Raw genomic sequence first — 25,545 nt, 5'->3', positions numbered from 1 at the left:
GTGCAGGGCGATCCCCCCGTGAAACGGGTCGCGGGACAGGAAAAGTCCGCGGTGCGAGGTCTCACCTGATGCGATCGTCTTCCGTTAGCTTTCGAGATGCATGAGCCGTGATTCACTGGCGGACCATTTCGGTTTGCCACTCCCGGCACATGTACTCCGAGCGCCCCTAAAGATGACGCCCATTCGACTTCCGGTGCCAGAGCGGTATAGCAAGATGGATCGTCATCTGGACCCGAAGTAGCCATGTCCACACACAGCCCCAAGGCAATGACGGCGGCACTGGCCCAGCATTGGGACGTGATGGAGCGCCTGTGTGCGCACTCCCGTGAAGTTGGCACCTTCGAGCTCGAGGAGATCGAACGCGTCATCGCACGGGCGTTCCCCACACGAACGTCGGGCGACCACGCGGGCGTGCTGCAGGACCTCTCGGATAGGGGTCTGGTGCAGCGCCTGCCCCGCTCCGATCGCCGACGCGTACATCCGGACGTCCTGACCTACGTGCAGCGACTCACCCGCGAGCGCGATCTCGGGTTGTCTGGAATCATCAAGGTGAGGATCGACAGCATCCATGCCGCGACGGCGACCCTCCAGGAGGCTACGGAGCAGGTGAATCGCTCAGGGATGGTCGCCGCGGCCAGGCAGCTGTGGCAGCAGTTCGACGACATCGGCACTCAACTGGATCAGGACCGTCACGCCATCCTCGAGGTCGCCGAGCGCGCCAAGGCGATGGATCCGAGCCTGCCGCTGGCCGTGCGCTATCACCAGGTGCTGGAGGCCTACGACCAGTACGTCGATCCTATGGTGGCGATGATGGACTCGGGTCCGGGCGGGATCTTCCACAAGCACCTGCTTGCAGCCGGCGACGCGCTTGATGCCGCGGTCCAGGTGCTCATCACGACCCACGGGCACCTGGTGACGGAGACCCGCATCCTGAGAGATGCCGCCTATCAAGCCCGCGAGCTGCGCAGGCTCGGGCGAGAGGTGATGCAGCACTGCACAAGCACCCTCCTCCCGCTCCGCAACGAGATCCGCGAGCACTCGACGCTCGCAGCAGCTGTGGGCACGGTCTTGGGACTGGTCCGCAAAAAGGGGGCGAAGCGAGTTCTTACGACCGCTCGCCTACCTGTCGCTGTTCGCGAGGCCTTTCACAAGATCACGGCTGGACCGGAGTTGATCAATCTCATGGCGGTGGCCAAGAACTACCAGCCACCCATTATCGAGTTCCCCGAGGAGAGCGAAGGCAACGACGGCGCGCCGCTGGACGTGGTCGACCTGGCCTCACTGCGTGCCGGGCTCGAGGCCGACGGAGGCGCCGATGACCTGCTGGCCTGGGTGTCCGAGCGCAATCCGGATTGGCAGGACGTGACCATCCTCTCTGCGTTCCACGCTCTTGCCCAGCGTGATGATGGCAAGGCTGTCGAGCTGTCTGATTCACGGTCCTGGCTGGATCTCAAAACGATTCGCGTCGGACACCACCCTGTCGTGGTGCGCCCCGCCAAGGAAGATCTCCAATGAGTGCTCTGCAACAACTCGCCAAGCTGGATCACCTCCGAGACCTGTTCGCGACCCTGAATCGAGGCCGGCACGTCAATCGGCTGCAGGATGGGGCCTGGTGGAATGAGCTTGATCGGGAGCAGGACACGTACAGGTCACTGTTCGCGCTATTGGGATACCAGCTCGAGATCGATCCGCGGGGATTCGCGTGGTTCCACACCGAGGAGCCGGCCGCGAATATGGCCAACAAGACTCGGAAACTGGCGTTGCTGATGTTGGCGCTGTTCGAGCGAAAGGCCGACCAGGGCATGAGCCTGACGCGGTTCCATGAGTGGCTCATCGACAACGCCCTCCTTGAGGAGGTCCAGAAGGAAAGCCAGGCGATGCTCGAAGCCGAAGGCCTCGCCTCCAGCGACGCACTCGTGGCCACGATGGGCAGCGCAGTGTCGTATGGGTTCGCCGCCCAGGACGGGCCGGGGCGCTGGCGATTGTTGCCCGCGGCCTGGCGCTATCTCGACTGCTTCGAAGCCCTGGCGGCCGAAGACGAGGCCGCGGCCTCCGTGCTCGAGGACGACGCACCATGATCCTCAATGGACTGCAGCGCTTAGGGCTGCTCAACAGCGCCAAATATTCCCGCGCGGAGCTGCCGCTGGACGATGCGTGCTCTCTGGTCGGGCCGAACAACGCCGGCAAGACGTCGCTGATCAACGCCCTTCAGTTCGTCCTGATCGCAGACGGCACGAGAATGAACTTCGGTGAGCACTCACGAGAGGCCAGCCGGCGGTTCTATTTCCCGACCAATGCCTCCTACGTCCTTGCGCAGCTGCAGCTGCCAGATGGGGAGGTGGTGATCGGCTGCGTCGGCAAGGGGCATGCCCACGACTACGAGTACATCGCCTACAAGGGCTCGCTGAACCTGGACGACTTCCGCGCCGAGGGTGGTGGTCTTGTGGCGCAGCCGCAGCTCAGGGCACACATGGCCGCCAAGGGCCGCATCATCCACACGTACAGTCCCGGCGAGTTCAGTGATGGGCTGTACGGTCGCAACCGGAAGCGCGCCGACCACGAGCCGAACTTCAACCTGTTCCGGCTGGAGCATTCGAGCTACTTGGGCGTGTTCCAGACCGTGCTGACCCGGACTCTGCGGCTGGACAAGCTGAGCTCTGCCGACGTGAAGCGGTTCCTGCTCGAGATCTTCAAGCACGAACTGACCGATGCGGGCATCGACTTCCAGGCGGCATGGGATCGCGCTTTCGAACAGGTGGACCTTGACCGCGCACAGTACGAAGCGGCGGTTCGGATGAGAGAGCACGTCCTGCGTCTGGGTGATGACTTGGCCGAGCTGCTCACCCTGCGAGGCAAGGTGCTCGCTCACAAGCCGATCGTCGACGACCTTCTGCGGCAATGGACCGTCAACTACAAGACCGATCGGTCGGCTCAGGAAATGAAGCGCGACGAGGTCCGGGAGAAGCTCGACACTCACGGCAGCAGGCAGGCAGAACTGGCGCTCAAGCGGGATGGCATGTCCAAACGCATCGCAGCCATCGAAGAAGAGCAACGCCGGCATGCTGAACTGGCAGACCAATTCGCACTGATCGATCGGCGCGACCTGCTTGAGCAACGGCTCTCGTCGGTGTCCGATGACCGCGATCAGCTGGTCACGCGCATCGGCAATGCCACTTCGAGGCCGCCCGCGGCCATCGAGCGCGAGATCACCGACGTCGAGACACGCTTGGGCGATGCGCAAGCAGCGCTCGCGTCGTTTGACGACAACCTCTACCTGCAACTCGTGGACGCAATCGGTCCGGAGGGAGCTGGCACGCTGGCAAGGCTGGCGCATCCCTCCCTGCTGACCCTACCGCCGGATGGATTCCGACTCGACCCGGAGATCTTCGCGAAGGCAACCACGTCTACGCTGGACGGTGAGCGCGTCCGCCTGCCAGGTCTGGACATCGACGCCGGCGCGCTCGCGCCCGCACCTCCACCCGCCAGTCGGGAGGATCTGCAGCAATCGGTGTCGGAGATGACACACCGTTTGGCCAGGTCGCGTTCCGAGTTGGAAACCGCTCAGTCCATGGAAAAGGCTGTGCAACGTCGCAAGGCGCTGGAGGCGGAGATCAAGGACGTCGAGGGCCAGCTGATCAGGTTCGACGAATACCAGAGCCTGATGGCCACCAGTGTCGAGCGAAAGCAGCTGCTGCAAACCCTGCTTCAGGATCTCGTTGAGCTGGACGGCAAGCTTGAGATGATCAAGGCCACGGGTGCAGAACTGCGTGCTGAGGAAGACCGCATATCCAATGCGATCCGCGCACTGGATACCGACAACGCGGAGGTGGAACGTCTGCGCGGCGGGCGTCGTGACACCGGGCCGCTCTATGACAATCTCCCCCACCTGCCCCACAACGAATGGGTGCAAGGAATCCGCATCGCCCTTCGGGATCTTCCCACTGCCCTGCAGGGCTACATCAACGACTGTTCGGCACTTCAGGCGCTGACCTCCTCCCTGAAGACCGGCGTCAGCGAGGCGCATGCCGGGGGACTGACCAAGTTCCTGGGAACGAGCGACTCCGGGATCGAGGCTGAGATCCAGCGCATGGCCAACTTCGTGGGTGCCCTGCCCCATGAGGCCGAGACCCTGGAGAGAGCAGCACGGTTGGCGGTGGTCGACGTGTCCAGTGCGCTGGTGGACCTGCGTCGTAGCCTGGACGAGATGCGCATGAAGATGCGCGAGTTCAATAAGCTCATCTCCCAGCGCCGTGTGTCCGACCTGGCGGTGTTCAAGCTGGAACTGGTGGAGGTGCCTGAGCTCGTAGGCGCGATCGACAAGCTGCGCGAGACCGCTGACCACGCTGACCATGGGGAGTCCATGGCGCTGTTCGATCAGAAGGGCGTCCTTGGAGACGATGCACTCAATCGGGCGAAGTCCATCCTGATCAAGGAGGGCCAGCAGAACAATGGTCTCAAGCTGGAGAACCTGTTCCGGCTGGAATTCAAGGTCGCAAAGAAGGGCCAGGCCGTTGAATCGTTCGATGGCCTGGAGGCGAGCGCTTCACTCGGCACGACCTTGATGGCCAAGCTCGTGATCGGCCTGGCGATGCTGCACCTCATGCGCGACAAGCGCAGTCCCGCACAGGCGGTTTGTTACCTCGACGAGGCAGCCACGCTGGATCCTGCGAACCAGAGGTCTCTTATCGAAGCGGCGCGTGACTTTGGCTTCGCGCTGATCTTTGCCTCCCCGCTCCCACTGACGACTGCCAGATACTGCATCCCGATCGACAATGTCGGCAAGGCCAGCCAGATCAGCCGGCAGCGCTGGCAGTTGATCGAGGCAACCGAAGCGGTGCCGGCGCCGGCACCGGAACCTGCATGAGCAAAGCATCCCGCGTCCTGGCCACGAGCCTGGCAAAGCTTGTCGCAGCAGGAGGCGAGCTCCCGGTCAGCAGCTTCTCACCCCCACAGCGATCCGAGTTGCAGTCCTACGAGGTCCGCACAAACGCGATCGCGCGGATCGTCAAGAGTGCGGGCAGCGCGTATCAGATCACTCGGCGGGAGATCGTCGATCTCACCCTGACGCAGCTTCGGCCGATGCTTCCCGATGAGGTTCCGGAAGGGATGCCGCTGCGCACTCGCAATATCGCCACGAGGCGGGATTCGAAGGCACGGCGGCAGCGGATGCCGATCTACCACCTGCTCATGCGCCCCGCCCCCGCCGGCGGCGCGTTCTGGACGAATGCAGAAGGCGCCACGCTCGATCTCGTGGCGCATTGCAACCTCACCGGCACGGCAGCGCTGGCTGTGGAGCCCGGAGATGGCTGGAGGACGAGCGGACGCTTGTGGCTGGTAGAGAACCAGACCAACTTCGACGACCTCTCCTGGATGCCAACTGACGCCCAGGGAAGCGTTGCGTACTACGGCGGCATCCTCGACGGCCGACTCCTGTCCTGGTTGTCAGCCAGTCGGCGCCACGATGGGTTGGTGCTGTTCTCAGACTACGACGGCGTCGGGCTGCACCAGTTCAGCCGGCTGTCCAGGACGGGAGTGAACAAAGATGTCGAGTTCTGGCTCATGCCCGAATGGGAAGCAATGCTGGCACGCTTCGGATCCGCTGAGGTTTGGTCAAAGACGCTGACGCATTTCGAGATCGCAGCGAAGGGCCTGAAGGGCACCGCTGCGCGTTACCGCGTGCACGCCTTGATGGATTCCATGCAGAGGCAAGGACTCGCGCTGGAGCAGGAGGCGGTGTGGCTAGGTGACCTTGCGGTGGAGACGTGTTACGCGCATGGTCGTGCCCGCACAGGCTAGAGCCGCCTGGGAGCATCCTCTGGCGATATGGAGGCCCTAGGTCTGCAGCTTCCTGGCGTCCATCGTGCTTCACCACTGTCGCGACCACTGAGAGCACGGGGGCATCGTGGTGACCACGCTTGCTATCCGTTTGAGGACAACGAGGCCGGGGGCGGTTATCGAACTTCTCGAGACACCGCCCTACGCACTGCTCCTCCGACCAGCGGGCGCCGATGCGTGCGTCCCGTCGCTCTTTCGAACATCCGCGGCTCCACGGTGCAAAATAAGCCCGTCTCTAACTTTCGTCCGGCAAGCAAGCTGATAGAGCTTGAGATGAGTCTCAGCCAGCGAGACTCACGTCCTGAGACCACTCAGGTCGCCGCAGCTATGGAGCTACGCAATGACCATCCTCCACGCCTATATCTTTGGCGCCGTCCTTCTCGTAGGACTGGCCTACCAGATCTACATCACGTTCTTTCGTCCTGCCCGGCGACATGAGTTCAGCGACCGCTTCGACCGTTTGGACAAGCGTCTGAAGGAAAGCGAGGAATGGCTGGAAGAGGTCGGACGCCTCCATGACGCGGCGCATGCGAAGTTCATGGCGGACATGCGCAAGCCCATTGTCCGGCGTGGTCGTGCACAGGGGATGCCGGTAGACATCGACATCTTCTCCCAGGCCGAGCCCGATGCTCTGTCGACGGTCCGGCCGGTGGAGGACGTCGATGCAGAGACAAGTACGTGCTTCGACGAGCCCGAGCGCAGTCGTGATCCGGCGTTTGAGGTCGACGAAGAAGGGCTGTTCATGACGGGGCCGTATTGGGGAAGCGAGTCATCGCGCTAACGCGCGCAACCTCCGGCAGTACGTGGTCCACTTGTACTTCCAGCATCGTCTGCAGAACATGGATCTGCGGCGGAGAGCCGCGGACCGGGGAATTCAATGCGCGGATGGCTGAGCGGGTCACAGGCAACCGTGTCGTTACCGGTGCATCTAGTGCCCTAGCGTTCGCAGGCGAGACCGGTTTGCGGGCGATGCCGTTCTCCGATGATCAAGCTGAGCAGGTGACTGCTCCTATGGCTTGCTCGGCCGTTTGACTGATCCCATGTCGGACGTCAATGGCCGACAGGTCTCAGTATGGTGGATCCAATCTACCAGGAGAACTCGGGATACGCCTGCATCACGTCCACTACAACTCACTATAAAGAACGGGGGGCCAATTGGCCCCCCGTCTGAATTGCCTTCGAGGCAGGTTGAAACTCAGGAAAGTGCTTCCCTGATAAGTCGATTGTCTTCGTCTTCAACTTCTTCGACGGTACGGCAGATCGCATCCTGCCACTCAGCGTAGACATCAAGCCCAGCGTCGTTAACAGTATTGCTGTTGGCAGGCGTCGTCGCGTACTCGTACTCATTTCCGGCAAGCGTCTCAACGCCCCTGTCGTCCATTACGGTGCGCAGTTCAGACTCGACTCCCATCCTAACGGCGGTGGTCAAAGCCTGTGCCTGGCTTGTGCCCATCTCAGCCTTCGTAATGCGAACTCGAGCGTTTGCCTCGTACGACTCTGCGCTCTGGAGCTTCCGCTCAACATCCAACTTATGCTTCTCGCGTTCCAGCCGCTGGTTGTTGAAAGCGGTGGCCAGTGCGAACACCAGTGCCACAGCCATGAGGATCACGAAAAACGTGAGTGCCATGTTGTAGGTGGAACTGTGGCTAGCTGCCATATCGGTGTATCGGTCGTAGGTGTTCATAGCTCTTCCTCCAGATTTCGAGCGATCGTGCTCGTACGTCCGCACGGGGCGGTGTGATCAGTTCCGAGTGGGTTGAGGCATCTCCATCTGGCGGACGTCGTCGAGTGTTGGTGCGGATGTTCGGACGGGAGCGGTTGGGGGGGCTTCCGGTTGGAGTCGCCCGAGGTTCTCCTTGGCAGGATTGGACTCGAGTTGGTGACTAAAGACAGTATCAATCTCTCCCGACTGGTTCGCGTATCGCTGCTCGATGTTTACCTGGCTGGCCCCAGTTACGCCCTGCTCTCCGAGTCGAGTGGTGGCCTCATTTTGAACCGTGCTGTAGGTGGCATCTGCCGCCGCGCCCAAGCCAGCGACTTGGCCTGAAATTCCACCACGGCTCACACCAGGGGCACCGGACAGTCCCGACGTTCCATCCAAGAGACCCGTAGCATCTTCTGCCCTACCTCCGACACCACTGTTGGCATGTACGTCCCCAGTTACCAACCCGCCGAGAGCAGTGTTGCGAGACAGGACATCCGTAGCGACACCTGCAGCAGCGCCCATCTGGGAAGCCGCAATCGTGTCGGAGTTTTGAACCAAGGTAAGGATCGAGGCTAGTCCTGCGATTTGCTCCCTGCTGTAGGCCTGCCCGTTTGAACCAACGACGTTCGAGTTGTTGAGGCGGTTGATCCAGTCCTCTTTTTTCAACGCAGCATCGAGACCTGACGCCGCGACGATATCCGCAGCACGTGCGCCGTAGGTTCCGAAGTCGCCGTTGGCATGCATGTTCCTTGCCAATTGCGACACTTCGACATTGGACATGACCCCCGATCGACTAGACATCGTCAAACCCTGCGCATACATCCGCGAGCCTTCAGAGATTTCGCTCAGAGCCGTCTCCATCCGCTGTCCATCCGCTGCAGAGATGCCGGTCGACCCGCTCTCGGACCGAAGCTGGCGATACTCAGCACCAACCGCCGCGGCAGCAGCGGTCTGCAGGCCCGTATCCTTCGACAGCATTTCCCTCAGCGTTGCGGTAGCCGCCTGCGAATGGGAGTTGGTGGTTCCCCGGCCACTCGATTGATCGGAAACCTCGTTGTACCCGACAGAGCCTTCGGCAGTGACCCGCCCTGTGACGCCGATACCCAACGCCCCGGCTCCCGGTGTCCCCCCCTGCACGCTGACCGAGGCGGACCCTCTCGTACCAACGTTATGGAGGACATTTCGCCGTGTCGCTTCGTCCAGGGAGTTCAAGTAGTTGTAGGCATTCGCCTTCGCCGCATCCGTTCCGCTGCCTCGGCGCAGCTGCTCCATGAACTGGTTGCTGTACTGACTGGACTCATTGGTTGCCCAAGCATGTCCAGAGTCGCTGCGAAGCGCAGCCTGGAGTTCGGCAGATTGGTAGATAGCCTGCGAGCCTGAGGCCATCAGACGATGGCCTTCGGTTTGCGTGGACGAGGCCAAGCGAGTTAGATCCTGACCCGACGCCAGTGTGATGCCCGCTGCCCCCGTGCGGACAACGCCATGGGCATCATTGGCCTGCGCATACGAACCGCCCTGCACCACAGGCGCGATGGTCGAAGCCTGCGGCGTCATCTTGGTTTCATCGACCACATCGTTGTGCTGCAGGCGACCCGCCAGGTGCGACATCGAGACGGCGCCGCCGTAGATCAGCGACATGGCCAGCGCTGGTGTCGCGGCAACGAGCGCGGATGTCGCGCCGAGCGTGCTGATTGCCTCATTGGCGATCATCTCGAGCTGATGGGGGGACGTGTTCGCCAGGTTGCCGATCTGTTCGAAGTAGGCCTCCATGCGCATGTTCGAGTAGAGGTTCGCGATGCTGAGCATTGGGAACCAGAGCGCGACCCAGACGGTCAGCATCATGTACTTGACCACCAGGCCCCAGCCGGCAGGTCCGAGCATCACCACGAAGGCCATGATCGGACCCAAGGCATAGAACAGTGCTTCGAAGAATCCCAGCATGGGTCGGGCAACGCGAATGAACAGGTTCTCCTCGGCCGCCCACGACACGCTGCGCCGAAGTGAGGCCTCCTCCAGCATCGTGACGGCCTGGGCGTCCTGGGGGCTCAACGAACCGCGGAGCGCAGCTTCCGACACGAGGGACGACACCATGTGCGACGCCATCATTCGCTGGGCATTGAGGCCACCTTCGCCTGCGTACGATGCAAATGCGCCCATGATTTCTTCTGACCGCATATCTGAACCACGAGCCTCCGCAGCATTGTCGAATCCAGCCGGAAGTGCGTTGGTTGACAGGCCACTTTCCAGCCGTGACTGTGCTCCCGCGCAGGTCAGGTATTGAGAATCCAGCGCCCCAGGAGGGCCGCTCACCCAGCGGGTGGGCCTCAGATCGCCGCCAAATGCGCTACCGAATAACCCGTCCTCGATGGGGCTCTGCAGAACGGTGTTCAGCAGCACATGGCCATTTTGCGCAGGAGGAAGGACGCAATCCTGGATGAAGGCCAACATGTTCCGGCGATAGTTCGAATACTCGCCAGTGCCAGTGCCCGTGTCTGCAAATCGAGGATCGTTGATCATCGTCTGCAGGCCTGAGATCAGCATCAGGTTCCGGCCGAGCCCGCCTGTTCCCACTCGGGTGTTGTCTGTGGCGCGGCCCATGATCGTGTCATAGAGGCCTGTCACCTTGATGCCGATGTTCGACACCATGTAACCGGTGGCCGCCAGGCCAAATGGGACGTTGTCGACGACGAAAGTCCTGGGCGTCGCCTGACCCGGTGCCGGCATCACTTCGGAGACGCTCACCCTATCCACGCGAGGGATGAACATGACCCAGAAGATGACGATGGAGGCCAGCACTGGAGCGAGATTCACCGACGGCCCCGAAGGGGTCATGATGCCGCGCATTACCATGAGCAACAGACCGAGCATCCCGCCGAGCGCACCAAGCTGGCCGTAGCTGTTGACGCTGGCAACGGCATTGAGCACGGCGAATACGAACTTGCCGTCGCCCATGACCAGGATTTCCATGGTCAGACCCCCAGGCCGAGATGCGAGACCAGTGCGGAGCCGGAGCAAAGCTCGACTGACCTGGCAACCATGTCGTTCGATTTGGTTCGCGTCTGGATCATGGCCAGCTGACGGTCAAGGTCAGCTCGTGTTTTGTCGAGAAGATCCATCGCGGGACCTGCACCGATGTTCTGGCCGTTCTCAGTGAGGTAGCGACGAGCCTGTTGAATGGTCTGCACGAGGGCGAGATGCAGGGACTCTGCAGCGATCTGAGGCGCCATCGCCTCCACGATGAACCGGGCCTCACCCATCCCTCGTTCGCCGGACTTCGCGCAACGAAACACCATCGCGGCAAGTGCGTTGTTTGACGCAACGATCGTTCGCTCGAGACCGCTCATGGCGACTGCCTGATCGCCAGGAAGTGTGATCCTTTCAATCAGGCCGGACTGGTCTGGCGTACCGATGAAGGCATCAACAACCAGCTGTGCCGCCGTCTTTCCAAACCGTCGCTTCGCGACAGTCGGCTTCAGACATTCCTCCTGCGCACATGAGTAGATGTCGTACTCCTCCGAAGCGCCGGCTTCGAGCGTTGCGTACTCGCTGAGTGTGAGCGTCGGCTGGAAAGTGAAGGCGCCGGTGTCGCCTGAGCCGGTCGTCTGCGGGCATTCGGACGAGGCCTCCGCGCACACGACCACGGTGCCCAACAGAGAAAGCACCTCCTCGCGCGCGGTGCGGTTGTCGCCGAGCCATTCGACGATGCCCGTTTCGCGCATCGCGTCCCATACGAGATTGCCCTGCAGGGCCTTGGCCATCTCGGGTGACGCGGCAATGACGTCCCCCACCGGCGACTTCTCACCCGGGCCGGCACGGTAGGCGTCGAACTTGCTCTTGGCCATGCCTGCGGTTTCCCGCCAGCTGGCCGCCACGTTCTGCCCGCTCTCGGCGGCGAAGGAAAAGGGGTTCTCCTTGTTCCGTGCGGCCGAGGTCATTTGCTGCGCGATCTGACAGCTCGACATGTCATCGAAGTTGAGCATGTTCACTGTCTCCTGGATCGAAGACATGATCGAGTCGCACAGCTCGCACGTTTGCTTGAGCGCCATGCGGAAGGCTGCGCCGCCGATGTTGCCGATGATGGCGCGACCCATCTGGACGTACTGCTCCTTGTCCGGGAAGCTCAGGTTGCCGCCGTAGAGGTCGATGCCGCCGCAACCGGCCGAGATGTTCGGCGGATCGAAGGTGAAGCCCGACATCGACCGGATCGGGGTGCGGACGGTCACGTTGCCGCCGGTGATCACCCCTCGCGTCGCCCCTTCCACCACGCCTGGGCGGGTCACGTTGGTATGGGCGCCGAACATCTGGCGCATGCGCTCGTTGACCGCGTCGGCAGACACAGATGTCGACACCAGCCCAAGGGCCAGGCCTACCAGGACGGCATGGGGACGGAGTTTCATTGCGTGCCTCCAGACGGCGGTGCGACCACCCACGGCGTGCTGTTGCCGCCTTCGGTGCCATTGATCGATGCGTTGCGAAGGAACTCGAGCAAAACCGCGGGATCCTCGGGTAGGCCCTGCGTGCTGGCGAAGCCATCACTGATGAAGCGTCTCGGCTCGCCGCGGCGTGCGCGCTCGTAGTCGTCTTCCGAGATCCAGCCGTTCATCACTGCGACCTCGAGCAGGCGCTCCTCGATCTCCTGGTCGGTTCGCAGGCCTGCGGCGAGGTTGTGGAGCTCGCCGGTGACGGTGTCGGCCACCACCAGGGTCGGTGTCACCATCACGCCCAGCTGCTGAGCATGGCCATCGTTGCTGACGAACGCCACGTCGCGCCAGGTGGGCGGTGGTCCGCCGTCCAGGCTGATGGGAAGGATCGACAGCCCGAAGTTGCGAGCTACGCGCTCGAGCACCGGCTCCTGGCGGGCGCAGTACGGGCACGTCGACATGTAGAAGTACCAGATGCCGGCGCGATCGGCGATCCGGGCCATGACCTCCTGCTTTGCGATGCTCACCTGCTCTCGTGCCGCAGCCTGCTGGAAAGAGCTGATCGGCGATCGCGCCGTCTCATCCAGGGACGGATTCGAGGTGACCACTCGCTGCCACATCTGGGAGAAGCGCTCGGACCGATCCACCGCCAGGCGCTGGAGGTATGCCAGTACCTCGACGTTCTCGGGCGTGGGGTTGTCGATCGCCCGGTCGCGGAAGACCGGCAGGTTGTCGCGCAGCCACGCCGACGAAAGCACCTCCGGACCCGGCGGATCCATGGGCTGCGGTGGCAATGGCGCAGGCGCCGGCGACGCAGGCTCTTCCTTCGCCGGATCGACGTAGAAATGCCAGCCCTCCGTACGACGCTTATAGAACGCGTCCTGGGCGTAGGCCGTGTGGCCTGCGAGCACGATGACGGCAGTGGCCGCCGCGATTAGATTGCGCCTCATGCCCGAGATGATGCTCGGGCCTCAAGAGCTTTCAGGCGTCCAACCTGCGCGGCGTACGCGCAGGTTGGACACTGACTGGATTACGTGCCGAAGCCAGCGACCACTTCACTCAGGCGTGAGCGACGACCGGAGAGTCGGAAGACCGGGGAGCCCGTGCGGATGGATTCGATCTCGCGGCACACCGGGCAGTCGCCCGTCACGACCTCGCCCCGAACTTCCACGGGGTTGTCGCAGCACAGGTAGTGGGAGCGGCAACTGGTGCAGCGTCGCATGGACACTTCTTGCTCGTGATAGAGCCTGACGGTCATGTGTGCGAGGTATGGGTCGATGTTGTCGACGACGTCTGCAGCCATCGAGGCCAGCATGGCGCGGGCGAAAGCATCCGGGGAAATCACGGACGATTCCTCGGGCACACCATAGAGAGCCCGTGCGCGGATGTAGTTGCGCAGGAAAAGGGAGGAGATCACATGCGCGCGTGGCGTCTCGATTAGCGAGGCCGTGCGGGAGTACCGACGACCACCCGGGTCAGAGGTGTCGTACCCGGCCTGCTGCATCGTGGTCTGGATCTCGACCCGACGGGCGTGGGTCAGGGTGTGGATCAGCCGCGGGCGGCAGCCCACCGACCCGAGAAGGAGAATGTTGTAGAGCTGCGAGATCCGGTTGCTGGCCAGCGCCGGCTCTGCGATACGTTCGATGGCTGGAAGCTCTGGTGTCTCATCCGCCAGCAACGTCCAGCCACGCAGGGTTGCCTGTTGCTCCGGGCGGAGGGATTTCATGCGCCCGGCTTGCATCAGGGAGGAGAGCGCGTCGGCCTGGATCGGCCGGAACTGGATGTCATGCGTATGAGTGAGCTTCGCGATCTGTGCCAGGCTCAGGTTCCGCACACGGAGCGTTGACGGTTTTACCCGGAAGATGAGACCAGCCAGAACTGGGTCCTGACGGCTGACTTCGCGAAGCGACTGGAAATACTGGGTCGCGAAGTTGGCTGCACCGTTGGCCGGTGAGAGGGGGACGTGCAGCGAATCGGCGTCGTCGTCCTCCAGGACGGCGTGTATCGCAGCGCCGACTCGATCCTCATCCACTGGACGGAACAACACCGCGCCCGCGCGAGCGACACCCAGTGCGATACGACGGTCACCAATCACCCGTGGACTCAGTTCCTCGACCACGTAAGGCGACGGCGACGCCAAATTGATGTCGCGTGCGAGATCAGACTCGCGGCTGATCCACTTTTGGTTGAGCGCGACGATGTCTCGTCGAACGCTCGTGGGGCAAACCGGCCCCAGACTTCCCCCAATCATCCTAGAGCCCCTTGCTACGCATCCTCAGTGATGCAAGTTGAACGTCCAATTTCAGTTCCAATTCAAGACGCATCGAACTGCATGACCTGGCGCAGAAGATCGCGCGTCCGGCCATCGAAGAGCTGCGTATCCCCCGCACCCTCTTCCAGCTCGTCGACGTCAGCCCCCTCGGATCCTTGGTTGGTCCCAAGGCTGGCTGAAGGCATAGCGTCAACGCGGCTTATCGGCAGCTCTTCGTCGGTCTGAAGAGCCGCTGGTTGCGAATCGTGATCGGTGTCACATTGCGTCACCGCATGAGTCGCCGGAGCCTGCGTCGCACTCGCTGGCAGTGGCGTTTCATGCAATGCGTGTGCCGTGACAGGTTGCATCGCCGCAGGGGCTGTCAGTCGCGGTGTTGGATCTGCAGCCACCGATTGCACAAGGGTCAGTTGATTGTCCTTGCCTCGTGCACAGAGGAAGCCCGCCTTCTTTGCTGCGATACCCAGCTCAAGCAACTGACGAATTTCGAGAACGCTCGGAACCTCCGGCAAACCGATAGCGGCCAAGGCCGGCCCGAGCTGATGCCCGGACGAAAAACTGAGAGTGCGAATTGTTCGCTCCGACCTCGCCATTCTCAAGCAACCTTCGGAGCCTGGGCCTGTTGTGTCGCGTACGCGTAGAACCCACGGGCGTTGGCCGTGATCGACTGGCTGAGCTTGACGACCTCTGCCTCTGGGAATGCCTCGGCTAGAGGCTTGGCGAACAGCTCGGCGCCGCCGCCGGCGACAAGGATCAGATCGATACCGCGCTCGTCCATCACCGAACGGATGTTCGCTCGGATCTTGCGCAGGTTGAACTCCACGATCTCTTTGGCTGCCTCGTGCAGCGCTGGCCAGAAGTCAATCTCATGGCTCCCGATCTGGAGTGGGCCAGCCGAAGTCAGCACCGCTTCCTGCAGCCTGGCAGGCCGAACCTTGATGCCGTGCTTCTCAGAAAGACGCTCGGCTGCGACGTGGACGACCCGCTCGCCTGCCTGTGAGGTGGAGAACGAGCTATCGATCCGGATTGAGTGCAAGAACATGCACCAGTCGAGGCTGTAGTGACCCGGATCCACCACGAGGACCGAGCTGTTGCCCGTGATCGTGTGCTTGGTCCGACCCTTGGCCATCTCCACCAGGTTGGCCGTGAATGCGCCTGCCGGCTGGGGAATCACGATCGCCTTGGCCACGGTCACGATCAGGTCCGGTCGCACGTGGTGTCGACCCTCCATGAAACGGAGCAACTGATCTTTGTGGGCCTGGTTGCGGTAGTGGGAGACGGGAAGCCCAGTGACAAGCACGTCGATGTGGGTCTTGCCCACTTCAGCCAGTGCTGCATAGAACAGCGCCCTGTACTCATCCGTGCTGCTGTAGCTCTCGTCCATCGACTGCACGAAGTTCGAGATGCGGGAGGGATCGATACCGGCCAGCCATTGCTCGCCATTGATCATCACTTCATGCCCGCCACCACGAGTGACCGATCCGTCGATCGACAGACCACAACGGTCTAGAGGCGCAGCCCCGATGGGGAGCTGCACGATTTCAGGATCTCGGCCTGAGCCGAACGCTAGCTTTGCAGACGAATATCCGAGGTCCAGGCCCATGAAAAGCATGTGAGACATCCTTCGGTGGAGTGGTCTCCATGATCGATGCCGCGCCACTCCTCTTGGGTGCGCAACCTGCCCGCGATACGGCTAGGTTGCGTGTCTCGTGTCGAACACGTGTGCGACAAAATCCCTAAATTGTCGGACACGTGATCAACACGCGCCGCGATGTGTCGAACACGTGTTCAACACGGCTCTCTCCGGTGGCACCGACACCTCGGCTGGGCCCCTTTTTGTCGAACACGTGTTCAACACGTGTCGAACACGTGTTCAACACCGCCCACGTTGGACAGCCAGTTTCGGGGCTTGAATAAGTACGGTCTCAGAACTTGCGAATCGAACGCTATGACCTATAGATATAGGGCACAGCACATCCGTTGACGCTATCGGTCATTGCGGTCCAATGACCTATAGATATTTAAGGGCACAGCGCCATGTTTGACGTCGCTCCATCTCAGCTCCAAGAAGTCGACCTGTTCGAGGAGGCAGCCATCGTCGTGCAGTCGATCCGAGAACAGGCCTTGTCGAAGGCTCAGCAACTCGCCAAGGAGTACAGCGACAAGCGGACGGAGCTGCAGCTGTCAGCAGGCGACTCCTTCATCGCTCTCGCGCTCGTGGTCAGGGCGAGGAACGACAACCGCTCGATCCAGATCCTCTGGCAGAACCAGCACTACCGGGGGCGGAAGCTCGTAGGTGGATCCGACGTCTCAGGCAAGAAGCGGGGCGAGTCTGGATACGACCTGTCGAAGCTGACGAGCCCGGCACCTGCCTGGTCCAAGGAACTGGTCAAGGAGTACGAGCTGAAGGCACGAGAGATCCGTGAGGCACTCTTGAGGCTGACCGAGGTCGACGACGCGCTGAAGGTCGTGACCCGGCGCCTGAAGAAGCTCGAGCAGCCACCCGAACTGGACGATGGCGCCCTATGAATTCCCCACAGAGCGGGACGGACCCGGATACCGCACCGATGTCAGAACGCGATCGCGCGGTTGTCGACCTCGCACGAGACACCCGGACTTTCCTCGACGGCCTGGCGTCCCATCTCGTCGAGAAAGAGCAGTCCGAACGTCGCTGGCGGACGATCAAGCGAGCGAGCTTCCTGCTGGTGGCCGTGGGCGTGGTCGCGATGTGGGTCCTGCTGTACGCCCCGCTTCTGGGCTGGAGCCGCGGGCCATCCACCCAGGTGGTCGCGGTCATCCCGATCGAGGGCGTCATTGGTTCCGGCCAGTCCGGTAGCGCCGATCGCGTGGTGCCCCTGATCCGCCGCGCCTGCGAGTCGAAGCTCACGACTGCCGTGGTCATGCGGATCGACTCGCCCGGCGGCTCCCCCGCTGACGCCGATGAGATCGGGTCTGCCCTCGCCGCGTGCCGAGCCGACGGCCGCGCCGTCCCGGTACTGGCGGTCGTCGACGGCCTTGGGGCGTCTGCGGCCTACCTGATCGCAGCCCATGCCGATGAGGTATTCGCCAGTCGCTATGCCTTGGTGGGCTCGCTGGGCGCCGTGATGCGCAACCTGGACGCAGCCACGCTCGCTGAGCGACTGGGTCTGCGAGAACGCGTCTACACCTCCGGCCCCCTCAAGAGCGGCAACAGCCCGTGGTCGGTGAACACGCCCGAGCAGGACGCCTTGAACCAGGCCCTGGTCGAGGACATGGGGCAGATCTTCGCCACCCAGGTCCGTGAGCTCCGCGCCGGCAAGCTTGGGGACGATCCCGCACTCTTCACCGGACGGGTCTGGACCGCGGACGCGGCATTAGGGCTCGGCCTCGTGGACGGGATCTCCAGCTTCGAGGATCTCCGCTCGAGCCGGTTCGACGACCTGCCGACCTACGAGTACCGGTCGCGCGCCAGCTTCCACGACCGCATTGGCCTCACGGCGCGTGCGTTTGCATCTGGCATCTCCGCCGCCCTCACCGAGAACTGACGATGTCCACCACGGACTTCCCAACCGGGCCAGCCTCCACTGGCGACTGCACTGCCGAGGAGGCCTGGGCTCTGGAGACCCACGGCAAGCTCTCTCCGGGCGAGCTGCTCGCCGAGGCGGCGCTGGAGCGCGACGTGCTCCGGTTCGAACTCGCTCAGGCCGTGGAATCGCTCGAGGCGGCCCGTGGCGAACGCGACATCGCCATGGCGGCAAGGACGCAGGACCGAGCCCTGATCACCATGCTCAGGCGTCAGGTCGCCGACCTGCAGCTGCACAACCACGGGCTGCGGATGATCGTGGCCTCGCTGTCCAAGCTGGAGCGCTGAGATGAGGATCAAGGCACGCACCTGGTCCGACATCCCGAACTCCAGCGACCTCGCCGAACTGGTCAGCTGCGAGGCGCGTGCGGTCTGGGAGCGCAACACCGGCCGGACCCGCCACGATCCCAACAGGGCCTTCCGGTCGCGGGTCGGCGAGACCGCACATGCGGAGACCGAGGAGCTGATGGAGCATTTCCGCAACGGGAAGGCGGTCTGAATGGCTCCCCGGCCCTCCAGTGTCGCAACCACCCACAAATCCAATCAGGTTGCGGTCCAGAGAGGACATTGGGGCGCGGGAGACTCCCACCATGCACAACCAACCTCGCCGCCGCATGGCTCAGCTGTTCGTCCCGCCCCCTTGCGTGATGCCGGACCACCACCCTGCCCGGCCCGAGGCCGCAGCAGTGGAACGCGCACTTGAGCGGGTGGCCACAACACATCCCGTGGAAGCCGGCCTCCTTCGCCGCGCGCTCCTGGGTGGGGCTGACCAGGCGTGACCCTGCCTTGCCCGCGCTGGGCGGGGCCGACGTACGGCGGGAGGCTCAGTGAATGGCGCCGGCGCAGCCGCGGCCGTGGTTGCCCTGAGTGGACTCTCCGCCTACCTGCTCCGGCACCAGGACCCCGTCCTCCCGTGGGCCGCAGGTGCCATGGGCGTGTTCTCCCTCCTGGTCCTCCTGGAATGGCACGTGCGCCCGCGCGGCCGGTTCTCCCTGATCTCAGGTGGGCCAGTGGTCGTGGGTGCCGCGAGCTTTCTCCTGGCTGCATTCGGCTGGACCTTGCGCGACACGCCCGCCGGCATCGTCCTGATGCTCACTTCGGTGGCCGCGTTCCTGGTGCTCACGCGTTGGCTTGCACGAGCGACTTCCCCGGCCCTGGCTGTTCTGTGCCTACCGCTGCTCGTCCTGTACGCCCTGATCTGCGCGATCGGCGGCGTTCTGGGCTTCACGCTCACCGCCCTGCACACGCCGGCGCGCCAAGCCCGGCCCTGACGTCGCAGAACTTTCGGCCCGTGCCGGGTGCGGTCTGCTCATTGCATCCACGAGGATGGAACTGATGACCACCGAGCCTGACCCGATCGACGCCGATCTGCCTTCCGAGCCACAGGGGCTCAAGGCCTCAACTGCACCGTCCTCAGAGGACCCTGCGACCCGCTACCAGCGCCTCGACGACGCGATCGTCGCGTCACTGCGAGAAGCCGGCACCGAGGGCATCCCCTTGGCCAGCCTCTGGCAGCTGCACGCCGGCACCGCCCTCCCGTTCGTCTTGAACGTGGCGCAGGCGCAGCGACTCGTCGACCGCCGTCTCCAAGTGTTGCGCAACCTCGAGGCCATCCACTGCGTGGACATGGTGTGGCACTTCGGTGCAGCGCCCCAGTCCACCGCGGACCGCGATCTCGACCCTCGCGATCCCGCGGACCTAGCCCGCCTGTGTGCCGAGGTGCTCGAGTGGGTGAAGACCGGCTCGCTCCCCGAGCACAGCGCCTTCCGGGCCTATGCCGAGTCTTCAGCCTTCGACGGTGATCCTGATGCCCGGTACCAGCTTGCGGAACGCCGCATCGAACTGGCCGCGCTGCAGTACGTGGCTGACCAGCGTGGACGCTCCAACCCCGGAACCCTGTCTGCCGCCGCTGAAAACTGACTGGGTGCATCGCAACCTACCCTCACGCCGTTGAGGTTGCGCGCCGGCTTCCCGAAACCCCGCACTGAGAATGTGACCACCTGCCCATCCGGGTGGGGCGATCGCCTGCGCACAGCGGAACTGCGTCTGACCTGCGGCGGCGACCCACGATTGCTCAAGGAGACGTGCTGATGGTGGAAGTCAGGGATGTAGGCGCTGGCCGCTTCGAGGTCTACGCCCAGGGGTGGCACTGGGAAGCGTTCCTGGACGCCGACCGCGCACATGCCGTTGCACGCGATGTCGCGGCCGGGATGAGCCGGGAGCTGGGAGTCGCTACCTACGTCATCGACGTGCCCTTCGTCGACGAGCCACTGCCCAAGGTGGCGTGAGCGACGCGATGCTCGGCAGCTGCGACGACATGCGTGGATCAGGCGAGACGGAAGGGAGCGTGGTGGCGGATGCACCTGCCCAGCAGCTACAGCTCGCCGGCTGGACGATCACCCGCGACGTCTTCGGCAACGTCTTCCTTTCGGGACCGCCGCATGCCCCTGGGATCACGCTCCTGACAGGATCGTGCGCCCCCATCGACCACCTCACCCTCGCACTGGCCGAGGCCGCACTGAAAGCGCCACCCACCGAGGTGGACAGCTCCGTGCGAGATCCCGATGCCCTGCTTGCCCTCCGTGCAATGGCGAGCTACCCGCTGCCCGAGGACGTCGCCCCCGACTACGTCCCGGCCGCTGACGGCCCGGCCGCTCACTGCGGGCTGATCTCCCTCACGGCCGTTCGTGCAGCACGACGCGCACTTGGCCGTCTTTCATCTACAGGCGAACCACGATGAACGTTGCAGTTGGCAGTCCGGTCCACCTGACGCCGGTGGAGACCTACCCCGCATATGAGTCCGTGCTTGCGAGCCTGGAGCTGCGGTCCATGGTCGACGACGCGCTGGCCGAAGCCCTGCGGTCCATTCCAGACCAGCCACCGCACTACGCCGCCGGGATCCTCGCCGCGCACGGCCTGCCCGCGCTGGGCAGGGACTTCGTCGAGATGTCGGAGCGCGTGTCTGCTCTGTACGCCGCCGCCCACCAGCGCTGCATCTCGCGGACGGACGCAGGGGCCGACCTCACCCCGGAGGAGCTGGCCGCGATCGAGGCGTACCTGGAGGCTGCCCGGCAGCTCAGGCCCATTCGCGAACTCGTGCTGCGCGTTGCCGATGCCGGCGCCACCCTGGACTTCGCTTTCGCCCCATGACGGATCGGGATGCACGTCTGCGGGTGTTCCACCTGGCCCGCCTCGCAACGACGCTGGCGACGAGGGCGTACGGACCGCCGGGCAGCGCTCACCCCGTCTTCGATCCAGGTGACATCCGGGCCTTCCGCGCGGCGTTCGTGCAGGTCGAGTTCGAGGACCCCTTCCGCGTCACCGCCTCGGAGTCCGGCGTGGACTTCACAGTCTGCGGGCACCTGATCGGCCACATCGACGCCGACGGTGCGGTGCGGTTGGCCAGAGACGGCAAGTTCGCTGCTGCCTTGCCGCATGTCCTGGCACCAAGCAACACCCGCACCCTGGCGGAACTCGCTTACCAGGAGCTTCGTGCACGACTCCGTGACGCCTATGAGGCCCGCACCGGACATCTGCTGATCCACGACGACACGTGTGGCGGCTACTTCCACTCCAGGGTGCGAGCCCTGCGGGGTTTGGCCACCCGCGCAGTGAAGCGATTCTGCTCCTGCATTGCCCCTGAGGCCCTGGCCGTACTTCGCCGCGCGCAGCTCGCCGGCGTTCAGCACGGGTGCCTGGTCGAGTTGGTGACTGGCAGGTTCGGCCTGGAGTGGACGCAGGCCATTCGCGCATACCCGGTGCTGATCAACTGGGCGTTCGACCCGGGCGTGCCGCTCGGCATCGTGGACTGCGTGCAGAGCCGGGCGCCGCTGGTGCCGGCCCTGGCCAACCATTTCCAGATCACGCCCGCAGAGGTGCGTCGCTTCCGAGGGCTGACCCCGCAGCGGTGCGGCCGCAACCCCGGGCGAGGCGCCCTCCGGCTGATCCTCGACCTACCCCCGCACCTGCGGCCCATGCGCCGGCGCGACTGGCAGGCGGCTTTTACCCTTCACTGCAACCTGTTCAGTGCCTTCGCCAACACCAGGCACCTGGTCGGCAACCGGCAGCCCCTCGCGCGCACGTTGACCCAGGGCATCAAGACCCCCTTGGGCGACCTGTCGGTCATTGAGGGCCTGCGCCACCTCAACGACCCGGTGGTGTCCATCGTGTCGCTCGGTCGGCAAGGCGGACTGATCCTCGAGCGGTTGATGCAGATGACCGTGCAGCAGATGGCTGCATTCAGTGCGCAGTGGCATGCCGAGAGCGCACGGGTCACGCAGCTCGCCCGCGCCGAAGCCGCACGGATGCTCCAGGTGGAAGGCTGGGACGGTGCCCTCCCCTCCCCTGTCATCCACCTGCCGGGCGACATCGTCGTGACCGAGCTCACCTCGCCGGGGCAGCTCGTCGATGAGGGGGCGATGCAGGATCACTGTGTGGCGTCCTATGTGGGCGACTGCTACGTGGGCCGGTGCCGCGTGCTGTCGGTCCGCTGCAGCTCGACGGGTGCGCGCACTACCGCGGAGCTGGTGCAGCGCAAGGTCGGCGCCAGGCGCGTGATCGTGCTTGCCCAGCACTACGGCCGGAGCAACGAAGCGCCGCCACCCGCGCTGGACCGTGCACTCCAGGCGCTCGTGCGTGATCTCAACGCCGGCGCTGTGACGGCCTGGCCGCGCCTGGACGATCCCACCGAGCACACGTCCTGGAACTCCATCCAGCGACGACTCGAGCCTTGGCTCCTGCGCCGCTTCGGCCTGGATGTCGACCTCGCGGCGGCGGCCTGACCTCGAACTTTCCGATCGTGCCTGGTGAGGTGTAGTTGCCCTTGTTTCCCCTCCCACGGCCCGCGCCGGACCTCTTGGAACCACGACCATGACCAATGCTGCATCGACCCGCCACGCCAAATCCCAGGCACGCCTGGAGCGCCGACTGCAGTCCATCGTGCGCCCTGCGGCGTTCGCCTGCTCCGGCCATGCGCCTGGCGAGACCGGGTTCTGCCGGTTCGAATCGGATGTGGCCTTCGAGACCGCCCTGTACGCGCAGTCCACGGTGGACGCATTGTTGGCCCTGCTTCGGGATGCCCAGCGCGACATCACCCATCTCACCATCGCCTATGGCGACGCCTGTGCGCGTGCCGCCGCCCCCGCGGCATCGCCTGCTGCTGATGCGGGCTGAATAGGGAGGTGTGACGGGGGTCTCGCCGCGTCGCCTATGCTGGCACCTCAAACAGGGAAAGGAAGGGGGATCCATGAAGGGCAAGATTCTTGTGTTCGCGCTCGCAATCGCTGCGTGCGGCTCGGCCTATGGCCAGCAGTACCTCGGCAACTACAGCTCGAACCAGTACAACCAGAACTCGACGAGCAACGCTTACGGCGCCGGCAGCCGCTACAACTCCAACAGCGTCAACAACCCGCACGGTCAGTACGGCAGTGAGTACTCCAACCGGAGTGCGAACAACCCCTACGCGACCCAGGCACCGAAGCTGTACGACAGCCAGGGCAACTACCGCGGCCGCCTCAGCAGCAATCGCTACGATCCGGATTCCGTGTCCAATCCGCATGGCCGATACGGCAGCCAGTATTCGCCCGACAGCATCAACAACCCGCACGGTGCGGGCAGCCGTTACAAGGCCGACAGCCCGAACAATCCGTACGGGTCGGGGCTGAGCATCTACGGTGACGACGACTGAGCCGTCCATGTAGGACAACGTGTCGAGCTGCAACGAACGACGCCTCCGGGCGTCGTTTTCGTTTGGGGCCTTCGCTTCGACGGCCAGAGCCAACTTTCGTGCGATGCCACGAGATGCACAGTGAACGCATCAACCAGGCGGAGCACACACATGGCAAATCTCATCGTCAACGGTCGCAGCAACACGTTCAAGGTCAAGGACGAGGCGGCTTTCCGCGAAGCCCTGAGCGAACTCGACGTGGTCATCCACTCGAGTGCCGAGGGCGTCTCGCTGCTCACCGGTGACGAAGGCGGCTGGCCCAACCACGACCACGAGGAAGACGAACCGATCGACTTCCTGGGCATCGTCAGCTCCCATCTGGCCGAAGGCGAAGTCGCGGTTTTCGTGTCCGCAGGCTGGGAGAAGCAGCGGTACGTCTTCGGCGAGGCGCAAGCAGTCAACGGCGCGGGCGAGGTCATCTACGTCGGTACCGACAGCATCTATGACATGGCGCTCAAGTCTTTCGGTATCGAGCCGACCCGTGCAGAGGCCTGACCTCATTTCTTATCGTCCAAGGAGGACACCCATGCACCACAAGCACATCATTGCCGTAGCGCTCGTTGCCACGCTCACGGCCTGCAGTGACCCGAAGGCCCCGAGCGAAGCGAACTTCACCGCCGCGTTCCACCAGTACCTCGAGGAAGCGCCCGTCGAGCGTAAGAGCGTCTGCCATGAAGTGCCGTCCTACGACCCTGCCAGCAAGACCGTGACGTGGACCGACACCGACATGGGTGCGTCCACGGCGGCTGAACCGAACCCGAGGTCGGAAGCCGTCCAAACGCTCGTCGACGCCGGGTTCTTCAGTGAGCCCCGCTATGAGGAGAGCCAGATTGCCTACGGCACCCGCACCGTCGTGACCTACGCGCTCGCACCGGGGAAGGAGTCGGCCATCGTGCTGGCGCAGGGGCGGAACGTGTTTGGCAGCCCGATGACGCGCCATGTCGTGTGCGGAGGTCGCCTCGAGCTCCAGGAGGTGGTGCGCTGGACCGAGCCCGAGGCGGGGTCGAACGAGTCGGTCGTCACCTACCGCGTGCGCTATGCCGATGTCCCGGCCTGGGTGACGGATGAGCGCCTGATCACCTTCCTGGGCGCACAGCACGGTGGTTCGGGCGAGCCATTTGAGGTCGAGAAGTTCGCGGTGCTGACCAATGAGGGCTGGCGGATCTAGCGATCCGACTCCCTGACTGACGCCTGCCCAGGAGGACCGACGAAGAAGCCCGTCGGTCCTTTTTCCATTGGCGGCGTTGGATTGTGCAATCCAAACAGGACGACACGGCTGCAGCGTTTCCCAGGCCCCTCTGCAGGCGGTAAATTCATGGGTCGAATATGGCGTCAATGTCCCGGAGAACACGCAATGTCCAGTGCAGCCGAATCTGCAGAGCCGCTGAAAGTGCGCGACCTGCTGACCATCCTCGCCAACTGCGACCCTGACGCAGTTGTCAGCTTGGATATCCCGGCCTTCATCGCCGAAAGCGACAACACCTTTGCGGGCGACCCCGACGGATTGACCGTCGACTTCAGCCACTCGCCGGCGGTGTCGCCGGGCTTCCTGACCAGCAAGGAGGCGCCCTATGAGACGTTCTTCGATGAGCACGGCCGCACCCGCGAGGGCGCCAAGGCGAACTCAGTCTCGATCACCCTCCGCGACAAGGACAAGAACCGCCTGATTGCCGCACGCCAACGTGCCATTGAGACCGCCAATGAGGATGCGGGCATGGAGCCGGAACCCGTCGCTGGCGATGCGGAAACCGTCATCGTGGACGTGCCGCTACCGCGCAGCTTGCACGCGACCATCCGCACGCTTCTGCATCGGGTGAACACGTCTCACCAGGTGCGCAATGAAGGGGCCTGCACGCACGGCCCGCTCACCGTGGTCGGCTTGCTTGCCATGTTGGCCGAGGACGCTGGCATGGTCGAAAGCCGCCCCGGAAGCTGGGAGGCCTCCCACATGGCCCAGGTGCTGGCAAGTCACGGTTACAACGCCTAATGGCGCGCAGCGACCTACAGCGAGTATCCAGGTGTTTCTGG

General features: G+C 63.7%; 27 protein-coding genes. 20 read left to right on the top strand and 7 right to left on the bottom strand.

The features are described 5' to 3' along the window. Positions 1-243: 243 nt before the first annotated feature. The 5 genes from LDO11_RS08880 (at position 244) to LDO11_RS08860 (ending at position 6,616) form a co-directional block, all read left to right on the top strand. Positions 244-1,515, top strand: a complete 1,272-nt coding sequence (locus tag LDO11_RS08880) for an MksB family condensin complex protein (RefSeq protein ID WP_232141227.1) — start codon at positions 244-246, stop codon at positions 1,513-1,515. After that, positions 1,512-2,078: a DUF4194 domain-containing protein gene (locus LDO11_RS08875; RefSeq protein ID WP_232141226.1), complete on the top strand. Its 567-nt coding sequence runs from the start codon at positions 1,512-1,514 to the stop codon at positions 2,076-2,078. Before LDO11_RS08880 ends, LDO11_RS08875 begins: the two co-directional genes overlap by 4 nt. Further along, a complete protein-coding gene (locus tag LDO11_RS08870) occupies positions 2,075-4,864 on the top strand; it encodes an Mks condensin complex protein MksF (protein ID WP_232141225.1) in 2,790 nt (929 codons plus the stop codon). Before LDO11_RS08875 ends, LDO11_RS08870 begins: the two co-directional genes overlap by 4 nt. Next, positions 4,861-5,796, top strand: coding sequence for a hypothetical protein (locus LDO11_RS08865; RefSeq protein ID WP_232141224.1), 936 nt, complete (start codon positions 4,861-4,863; stop codon positions 5,794-5,796). The genes LDO11_RS08870 and LDO11_RS08865 overlap by 4 nt, the downstream gene beginning before the upstream one ends. A gap of 379 nt (positions 5,797-6,175) precedes the next feature. Beyond that, positions 6,176-6,616, top strand: coding sequence for a hypothetical protein (locus LDO11_RS08860; protein WP_232141223.1), 441 nt, complete (start codon positions 6,176-6,178; stop codon positions 6,614-6,616). A gap of 414 nt (positions 6,617-7,030) precedes the next feature. Here the strand turns inward: LDO11_RS08860 and LDO11_RS08855 are convergent, their stop codons facing one another. The 7 genes from LDO11_RS08855 to LDO11_RS08825 all read right to left on the bottom strand — a co-directional run bounded on the left by LDO11_RS08855 (position 7,031) and on the right by LDO11_RS08825 (position 15,842). Then, positions 7,031-7,519, bottom strand: a complete 489-nt coding sequence (locus LDO11_RS08855; protein ID WP_232141222.1) for a hypothetical protein — start codon at positions 7,517-7,519, stop codon at positions 7,031-7,033. A 57-nt stretch (positions 7,520-7,576) separates the two neighbouring features. Beyond that, positions 7,577-10,507 carry a conjugal transfer protein TraG N-terminal domain-containing protein gene (locus LDO11_RS08850; protein WP_232141221.1) on the bottom strand — a complete coding sequence of 977 codons (2,931 nt, stop codon included), beginning with the start codon at positions 10,505-10,507 and terminating at the stop codon, positions 7,577-7,579. 2 nt (positions 10,508-10,509) lie between these two features. Then, entirely contained in the window at positions 10,510-11,937 is a 1,428-nt protein-coding gene (locus LDO11_RS08845; protein ID WP_232141220.1) for a conjugal transfer protein TraH, read from the bottom strand. Further along, entirely contained in the window at positions 11,934-12,911 is a 978-nt protein-coding gene (traF, locus tag LDO11_RS08840; protein ID WP_232141219.1) for a conjugal transfer protein TraF, read from the bottom strand. The genes LDO11_RS08845 and traF overlap by 4 nt, the downstream gene beginning before the upstream one ends. An 80-nt stretch (positions 12,912-12,991) precedes the next feature. Further along, the gene (locus LDO11_RS08835) at positions 12,992-14,212 is read right to left on the bottom strand and encodes a hypothetical protein (protein WP_232141218.1); all 1,221 of its coding nucleotides are present in this window, start codon (positions 14,210-14,212) and stop codon (positions 12,992-12,994) included. 62 nt (positions 14,213-14,274) lie between these two features. Continuing rightward, positions 14,275-14,757, bottom strand: a complete 483-nt coding sequence (locus tag LDO11_RS08830; protein ID WP_232141217.1) for a hypothetical protein — start codon at positions 14,755-14,757, stop codon at positions 14,275-14,277. Between the two features lie 68 nt (positions 14,758-14,825). Further along, on the bottom strand, positions 14,826-15,842 hold the full coding sequence (locus LDO11_RS08825) for a ParM/StbA family protein (RefSeq protein WP_232141216.1): 1,017 nt from the start codon (positions 15,840-15,842) through the stop codon (positions 14,826-14,828). A 425-nt stretch (positions 15,843-16,267) separates the two neighbouring features. On the opposite strand from LDO11_RS08825, the gene mobI reads away from it, so the two are divergent. From mobI to LDO11_RS08750, 15 genes are all read left to right on the top strand, one after another. Beyond that, a complete protein-coding gene (mobI, locus tag LDO11_RS08820; RefSeq protein ID WP_232141215.1) occupies positions 16,268-16,759 on the top strand; it encodes a conjugative transfer protein MobI(A/C) in 492 nt (163 codons plus the stop codon). Positions 16,760-16,797: 38 nt separating this feature from the next. Beyond that, a complete protein-coding gene (locus LDO11_RS08815; RefSeq protein WP_232141214.1) occupies positions 16,798-17,754 on the top strand; it encodes a S49 family peptidase in 957 nt (318 codons plus the stop codon). Positions 17,755-17,756: 2 nt separating this feature from the next. Further along, complete coding sequence (locus LDO11_RS08810; protein ID WP_232141213.1) at positions 17,757-18,080, top strand: hypothetical protein; 324 nt, start codon at positions 17,757-17,759, stop codon at positions 18,078-18,080. A 1-nt stretch (position 18,081) separates the two neighbouring features. Continuing rightward, complete coding sequence (locus tag LDO11_RS08805; protein ID WP_232141212.1) at positions 18,082-18,291, top strand: hypothetical protein; 210 nt, start codon at positions 18,082-18,084, stop codon at positions 18,289-18,291. Positions 18,292-18,727: 436 nt separating this feature from the next. After that, positions 18,728-19,063 (top strand): hypothetical protein, encoded by a 336-nt coding sequence (locus LDO11_RS08800; protein WP_232141211.1) that lies wholly within the window; start codon positions 18,728-18,730, stop codon positions 19,061-19,063. 64 nt (positions 19,064-19,127) lie between these two features. Continuing rightward, positions 19,128-19,712 (top strand): hypothetical protein, encoded by a 585-nt coding sequence (locus LDO11_RS08795; RefSeq protein WP_232141210.1) that lies wholly within the window; start codon positions 19,128-19,130, stop codon positions 19,710-19,712. A 170-nt stretch (positions 19,713-19,882) separates the two neighbouring features. Continuing rightward, positions 19,883-20,080 carry a hypothetical protein gene (locus LDO11_RS08790; RefSeq protein ID WP_232141209.1) on the top strand — a complete coding sequence of 66 codons (198 nt, stop codon included), beginning with the start codon at positions 19,883-19,885 and terminating at the stop codon, positions 20,078-20,080. After that, the gene (locus LDO11_RS08785; RefSeq protein WP_232141208.1) at positions 20,077-20,532 is read left to right on the top strand and encodes a hypothetical protein; all 456 of its coding nucleotides are present in this window, start codon (positions 20,077-20,079) and stop codon (positions 20,530-20,532) included. Before LDO11_RS08790 ends, LDO11_RS08785 begins: the two co-directional genes overlap by 4 nt. Continuing rightward, complete coding sequence (locus LDO11_RS08780; protein ID WP_232141207.1) at positions 20,529-20,942, top strand: hypothetical protein; 414 nt, start codon at positions 20,529-20,531, stop codon at positions 20,940-20,942. The genes LDO11_RS08785 and LDO11_RS08780 overlap by 4 nt, the downstream gene beginning before the upstream one ends. Next, the gene (locus tag LDO11_RS08775) at positions 20,939-22,573 is read left to right on the top strand and encodes a hypothetical protein (protein ID WP_232141206.1); all 1,635 of its coding nucleotides are present in this window, start codon (positions 20,939-20,941) and stop codon (positions 22,571-22,573) included. The genes LDO11_RS08780 and LDO11_RS08775 overlap by 4 nt, the downstream gene beginning before the upstream one ends. 88 nt (positions 22,574-22,661) lie before the next feature. Further along, positions 22,662-22,964, top strand: coding sequence for a hypothetical protein (locus LDO11_RS08770; RefSeq protein WP_232141205.1), 303 nt, complete (start codon positions 22,662-22,664; stop codon positions 22,962-22,964). A gap of 73 nt (positions 22,965-23,037) precedes the next feature. After that, on the top strand, positions 23,038-23,478 hold the full coding sequence (locus tag LDO11_RS08765) for a hypothetical protein (protein WP_232141204.1): 441 nt from the start codon (positions 23,038-23,040) through the stop codon (positions 23,476-23,478). A gap of 150 nt (positions 23,479-23,628) precedes the next feature. Continuing rightward, the gene (locus LDO11_RS08760; RefSeq protein WP_232141203.1) at positions 23,629-24,012 is read left to right on the top strand and encodes a hypothetical protein; all 384 of its coding nucleotides are present in this window, start codon (positions 23,629-23,631) and stop codon (positions 24,010-24,012) included. 31 nt (positions 24,013-24,043) lie between these two features. After that, complete coding sequence (locus LDO11_RS08755; RefSeq protein WP_232141202.1) at positions 24,044-24,685, top strand: hypothetical protein; 642 nt, start codon at positions 24,044-24,046, stop codon at positions 24,683-24,685. 186 nt (positions 24,686-24,871) lie between these two features. Then, positions 24,872-25,504 carry a hypothetical protein gene (locus LDO11_RS08750; protein WP_232141201.1) on the top strand — a complete coding sequence of 211 codons (633 nt, stop codon included), beginning with the start codon at positions 24,872-24,874 and terminating at the stop codon, positions 25,502-25,504. The last annotated feature ends 41 nt before the right edge of the window (positions 25,505-25,545 follow it).

The organism is Alterluteimonas muca (assembly GCF_021191595.1).
GTDB lineage: Bacteria > Pseudomonadota > Gammaproteobacteria > Xanthomonadales > Xanthomonadaceae > Luteimonas > Luteimonas muca.
Note: the sequence above shows the minus strand (reverse complement) of the source record. Positions and strands in the feature narration are given on the sequence as shown.

Bases quoted from the DNA above. Each gene is read 5' to 3' on its own strand.
- LDO11_RS08880 (WP_232141227.1), top strand. From the start codon at position 244: ATGTCCACACACAGCCCCAAGGCAATGACGGCGGCACTGGCCCAGCAT.
- LDO11_RS08875 (WP_232141226.1), top strand. From the start codon at position 1,512: ATGAGTGCTCTGCAACAACTCGCCAAGCTGGATCACCTCCGAGACCTG.
- LDO11_RS08870 (WP_232141225.1), top strand. From the start codon at position 2,075: ATGATCCTCAATGGACTGCAGCGCTTAGGGCTGCTCAACAGCGCCAAA.
- LDO11_RS08865 (WP_232141224.1), top strand. From the start codon at position 4,861: ATGAGCAAAGCATCCCGCGTCCTGGCCACGAGCCTGGCAAAGCTTGTC.
- LDO11_RS08860 (WP_232141223.1), top strand. From the start codon at position 6,176: ATGACCATCCTCCACGCCTATATCTTTGGCGCCGTCCTTCTCGTAGGA.
- LDO11_RS08855 (WP_232141222.1), bottom strand. From the start codon at position 7,519: ATGAACACCTACGACCGATACACCGATATGGCAGCTAGCCACAGTTCC.
- LDO11_RS08850 (WP_232141221.1), bottom strand. From the start codon at position 10,507: ATGGAAATCCTGGTCATGGGCGACGGCAAGTTCGTATTCGCCGTGCTC.
- LDO11_RS08845 (WP_232141220.1), bottom strand. From the start codon at position 11,937: ATGAAACTCCGTCCCCATGCCGTCCTGGTAGGCCTGGCCCTTGGGCTG.
- traF (WP_232141219.1), bottom strand. From the start codon at position 12,911: ATGAGGCGCAATCTAATCGCGGCGGCCACTGCCGTCATCGTGCTCGCA.
- LDO11_RS08835 (WP_232141218.1), bottom strand. From the start codon at position 14,212: ATGATTGGGGGAAGTCTGGGGCCGGTTTGCCCCACGAGCGTTCGACGA.
- LDO11_RS08825 (WP_232141216.1), bottom strand. From the start codon at position 15,842: ATGCTTTTCATGGGCCTGGACCTCGGATATTCGTCTGCAAAGCTAGCG.
- mobI (WP_232141215.1), top strand. From the start codon at position 16,268: ATGTTTGACGTCGCTCCATCTCAGCTCCAAGAAGTCGACCTGTTCGAG.
- LDO11_RS08815 (WP_232141214.1), top strand. From the start codon at position 16,798: ATGTCAGAACGCGATCGCGCGGTTGTCGACCTCGCACGAGACACCCGG.
- LDO11_RS08810 (WP_232141213.1), top strand. From the start codon at position 17,757: ATGTCCACCACGGACTTCCCAACCGGGCCAGCCTCCACTGGCGACTGC.
- LDO11_RS08805 (WP_232141212.1), top strand. From the start codon at position 18,082: ATGAGGATCAAGGCACGCACCTGGTCCGACATCCCGAACTCCAGCGAC.
- LDO11_RS08795 (WP_232141210.1), top strand. From the start codon at position 19,128: ATGACCACCGAGCCTGACCCGATCGACGCCGATCTGCCTTCCGAGCCA.
- LDO11_RS08790 (WP_232141209.1), top strand. From the start codon at position 19,883: ATGGTGGAAGTCAGGGATGTAGGCGCTGGCCGCTTCGAGGTCTACGCC.
- LDO11_RS08780 (WP_232141207.1), top strand. From the start codon at position 20,529: ATGAACGTTGCAGTTGGCAGTCCGGTCCACCTGACGCCGGTGGAGACC.
- LDO11_RS08775 (WP_232141206.1), top strand. From the start codon at position 20,939: ATGACGGATCGGGATGCACGTCTGCGGGTGTTCCACCTGGCCCGCCTC.
- LDO11_RS08770 (WP_232141205.1), top strand. From the start codon at position 22,662: ATGACCAATGCTGCATCGACCCGCCACGCCAAATCCCAGGCACGCCTG.
- LDO11_RS08765 (WP_232141204.1), top strand. From the start codon at position 23,038: ATGAAGGGCAAGATTCTTGTGTTCGCGCTCGCAATCGCTGCGTGCGGC.
- LDO11_RS08760 (WP_232141203.1), top strand. From the start codon at position 23,629: ATGGCAAATCTCATCGTCAACGGTCGCAGCAACACGTTCAAGGTCAAG.
- LDO11_RS08755 (WP_232141202.1), top strand. From the start codon at position 24,044: ATGCACCACAAGCACATCATTGCCGTAGCGCTCGTTGCCACGCTCACG.
- LDO11_RS08750 (WP_232141201.1), top strand. From the start codon at position 24,872: ATGTCCAGTGCAGCCGAATCTGCAGAGCCGCTGAAAGTGCGCGACCTG.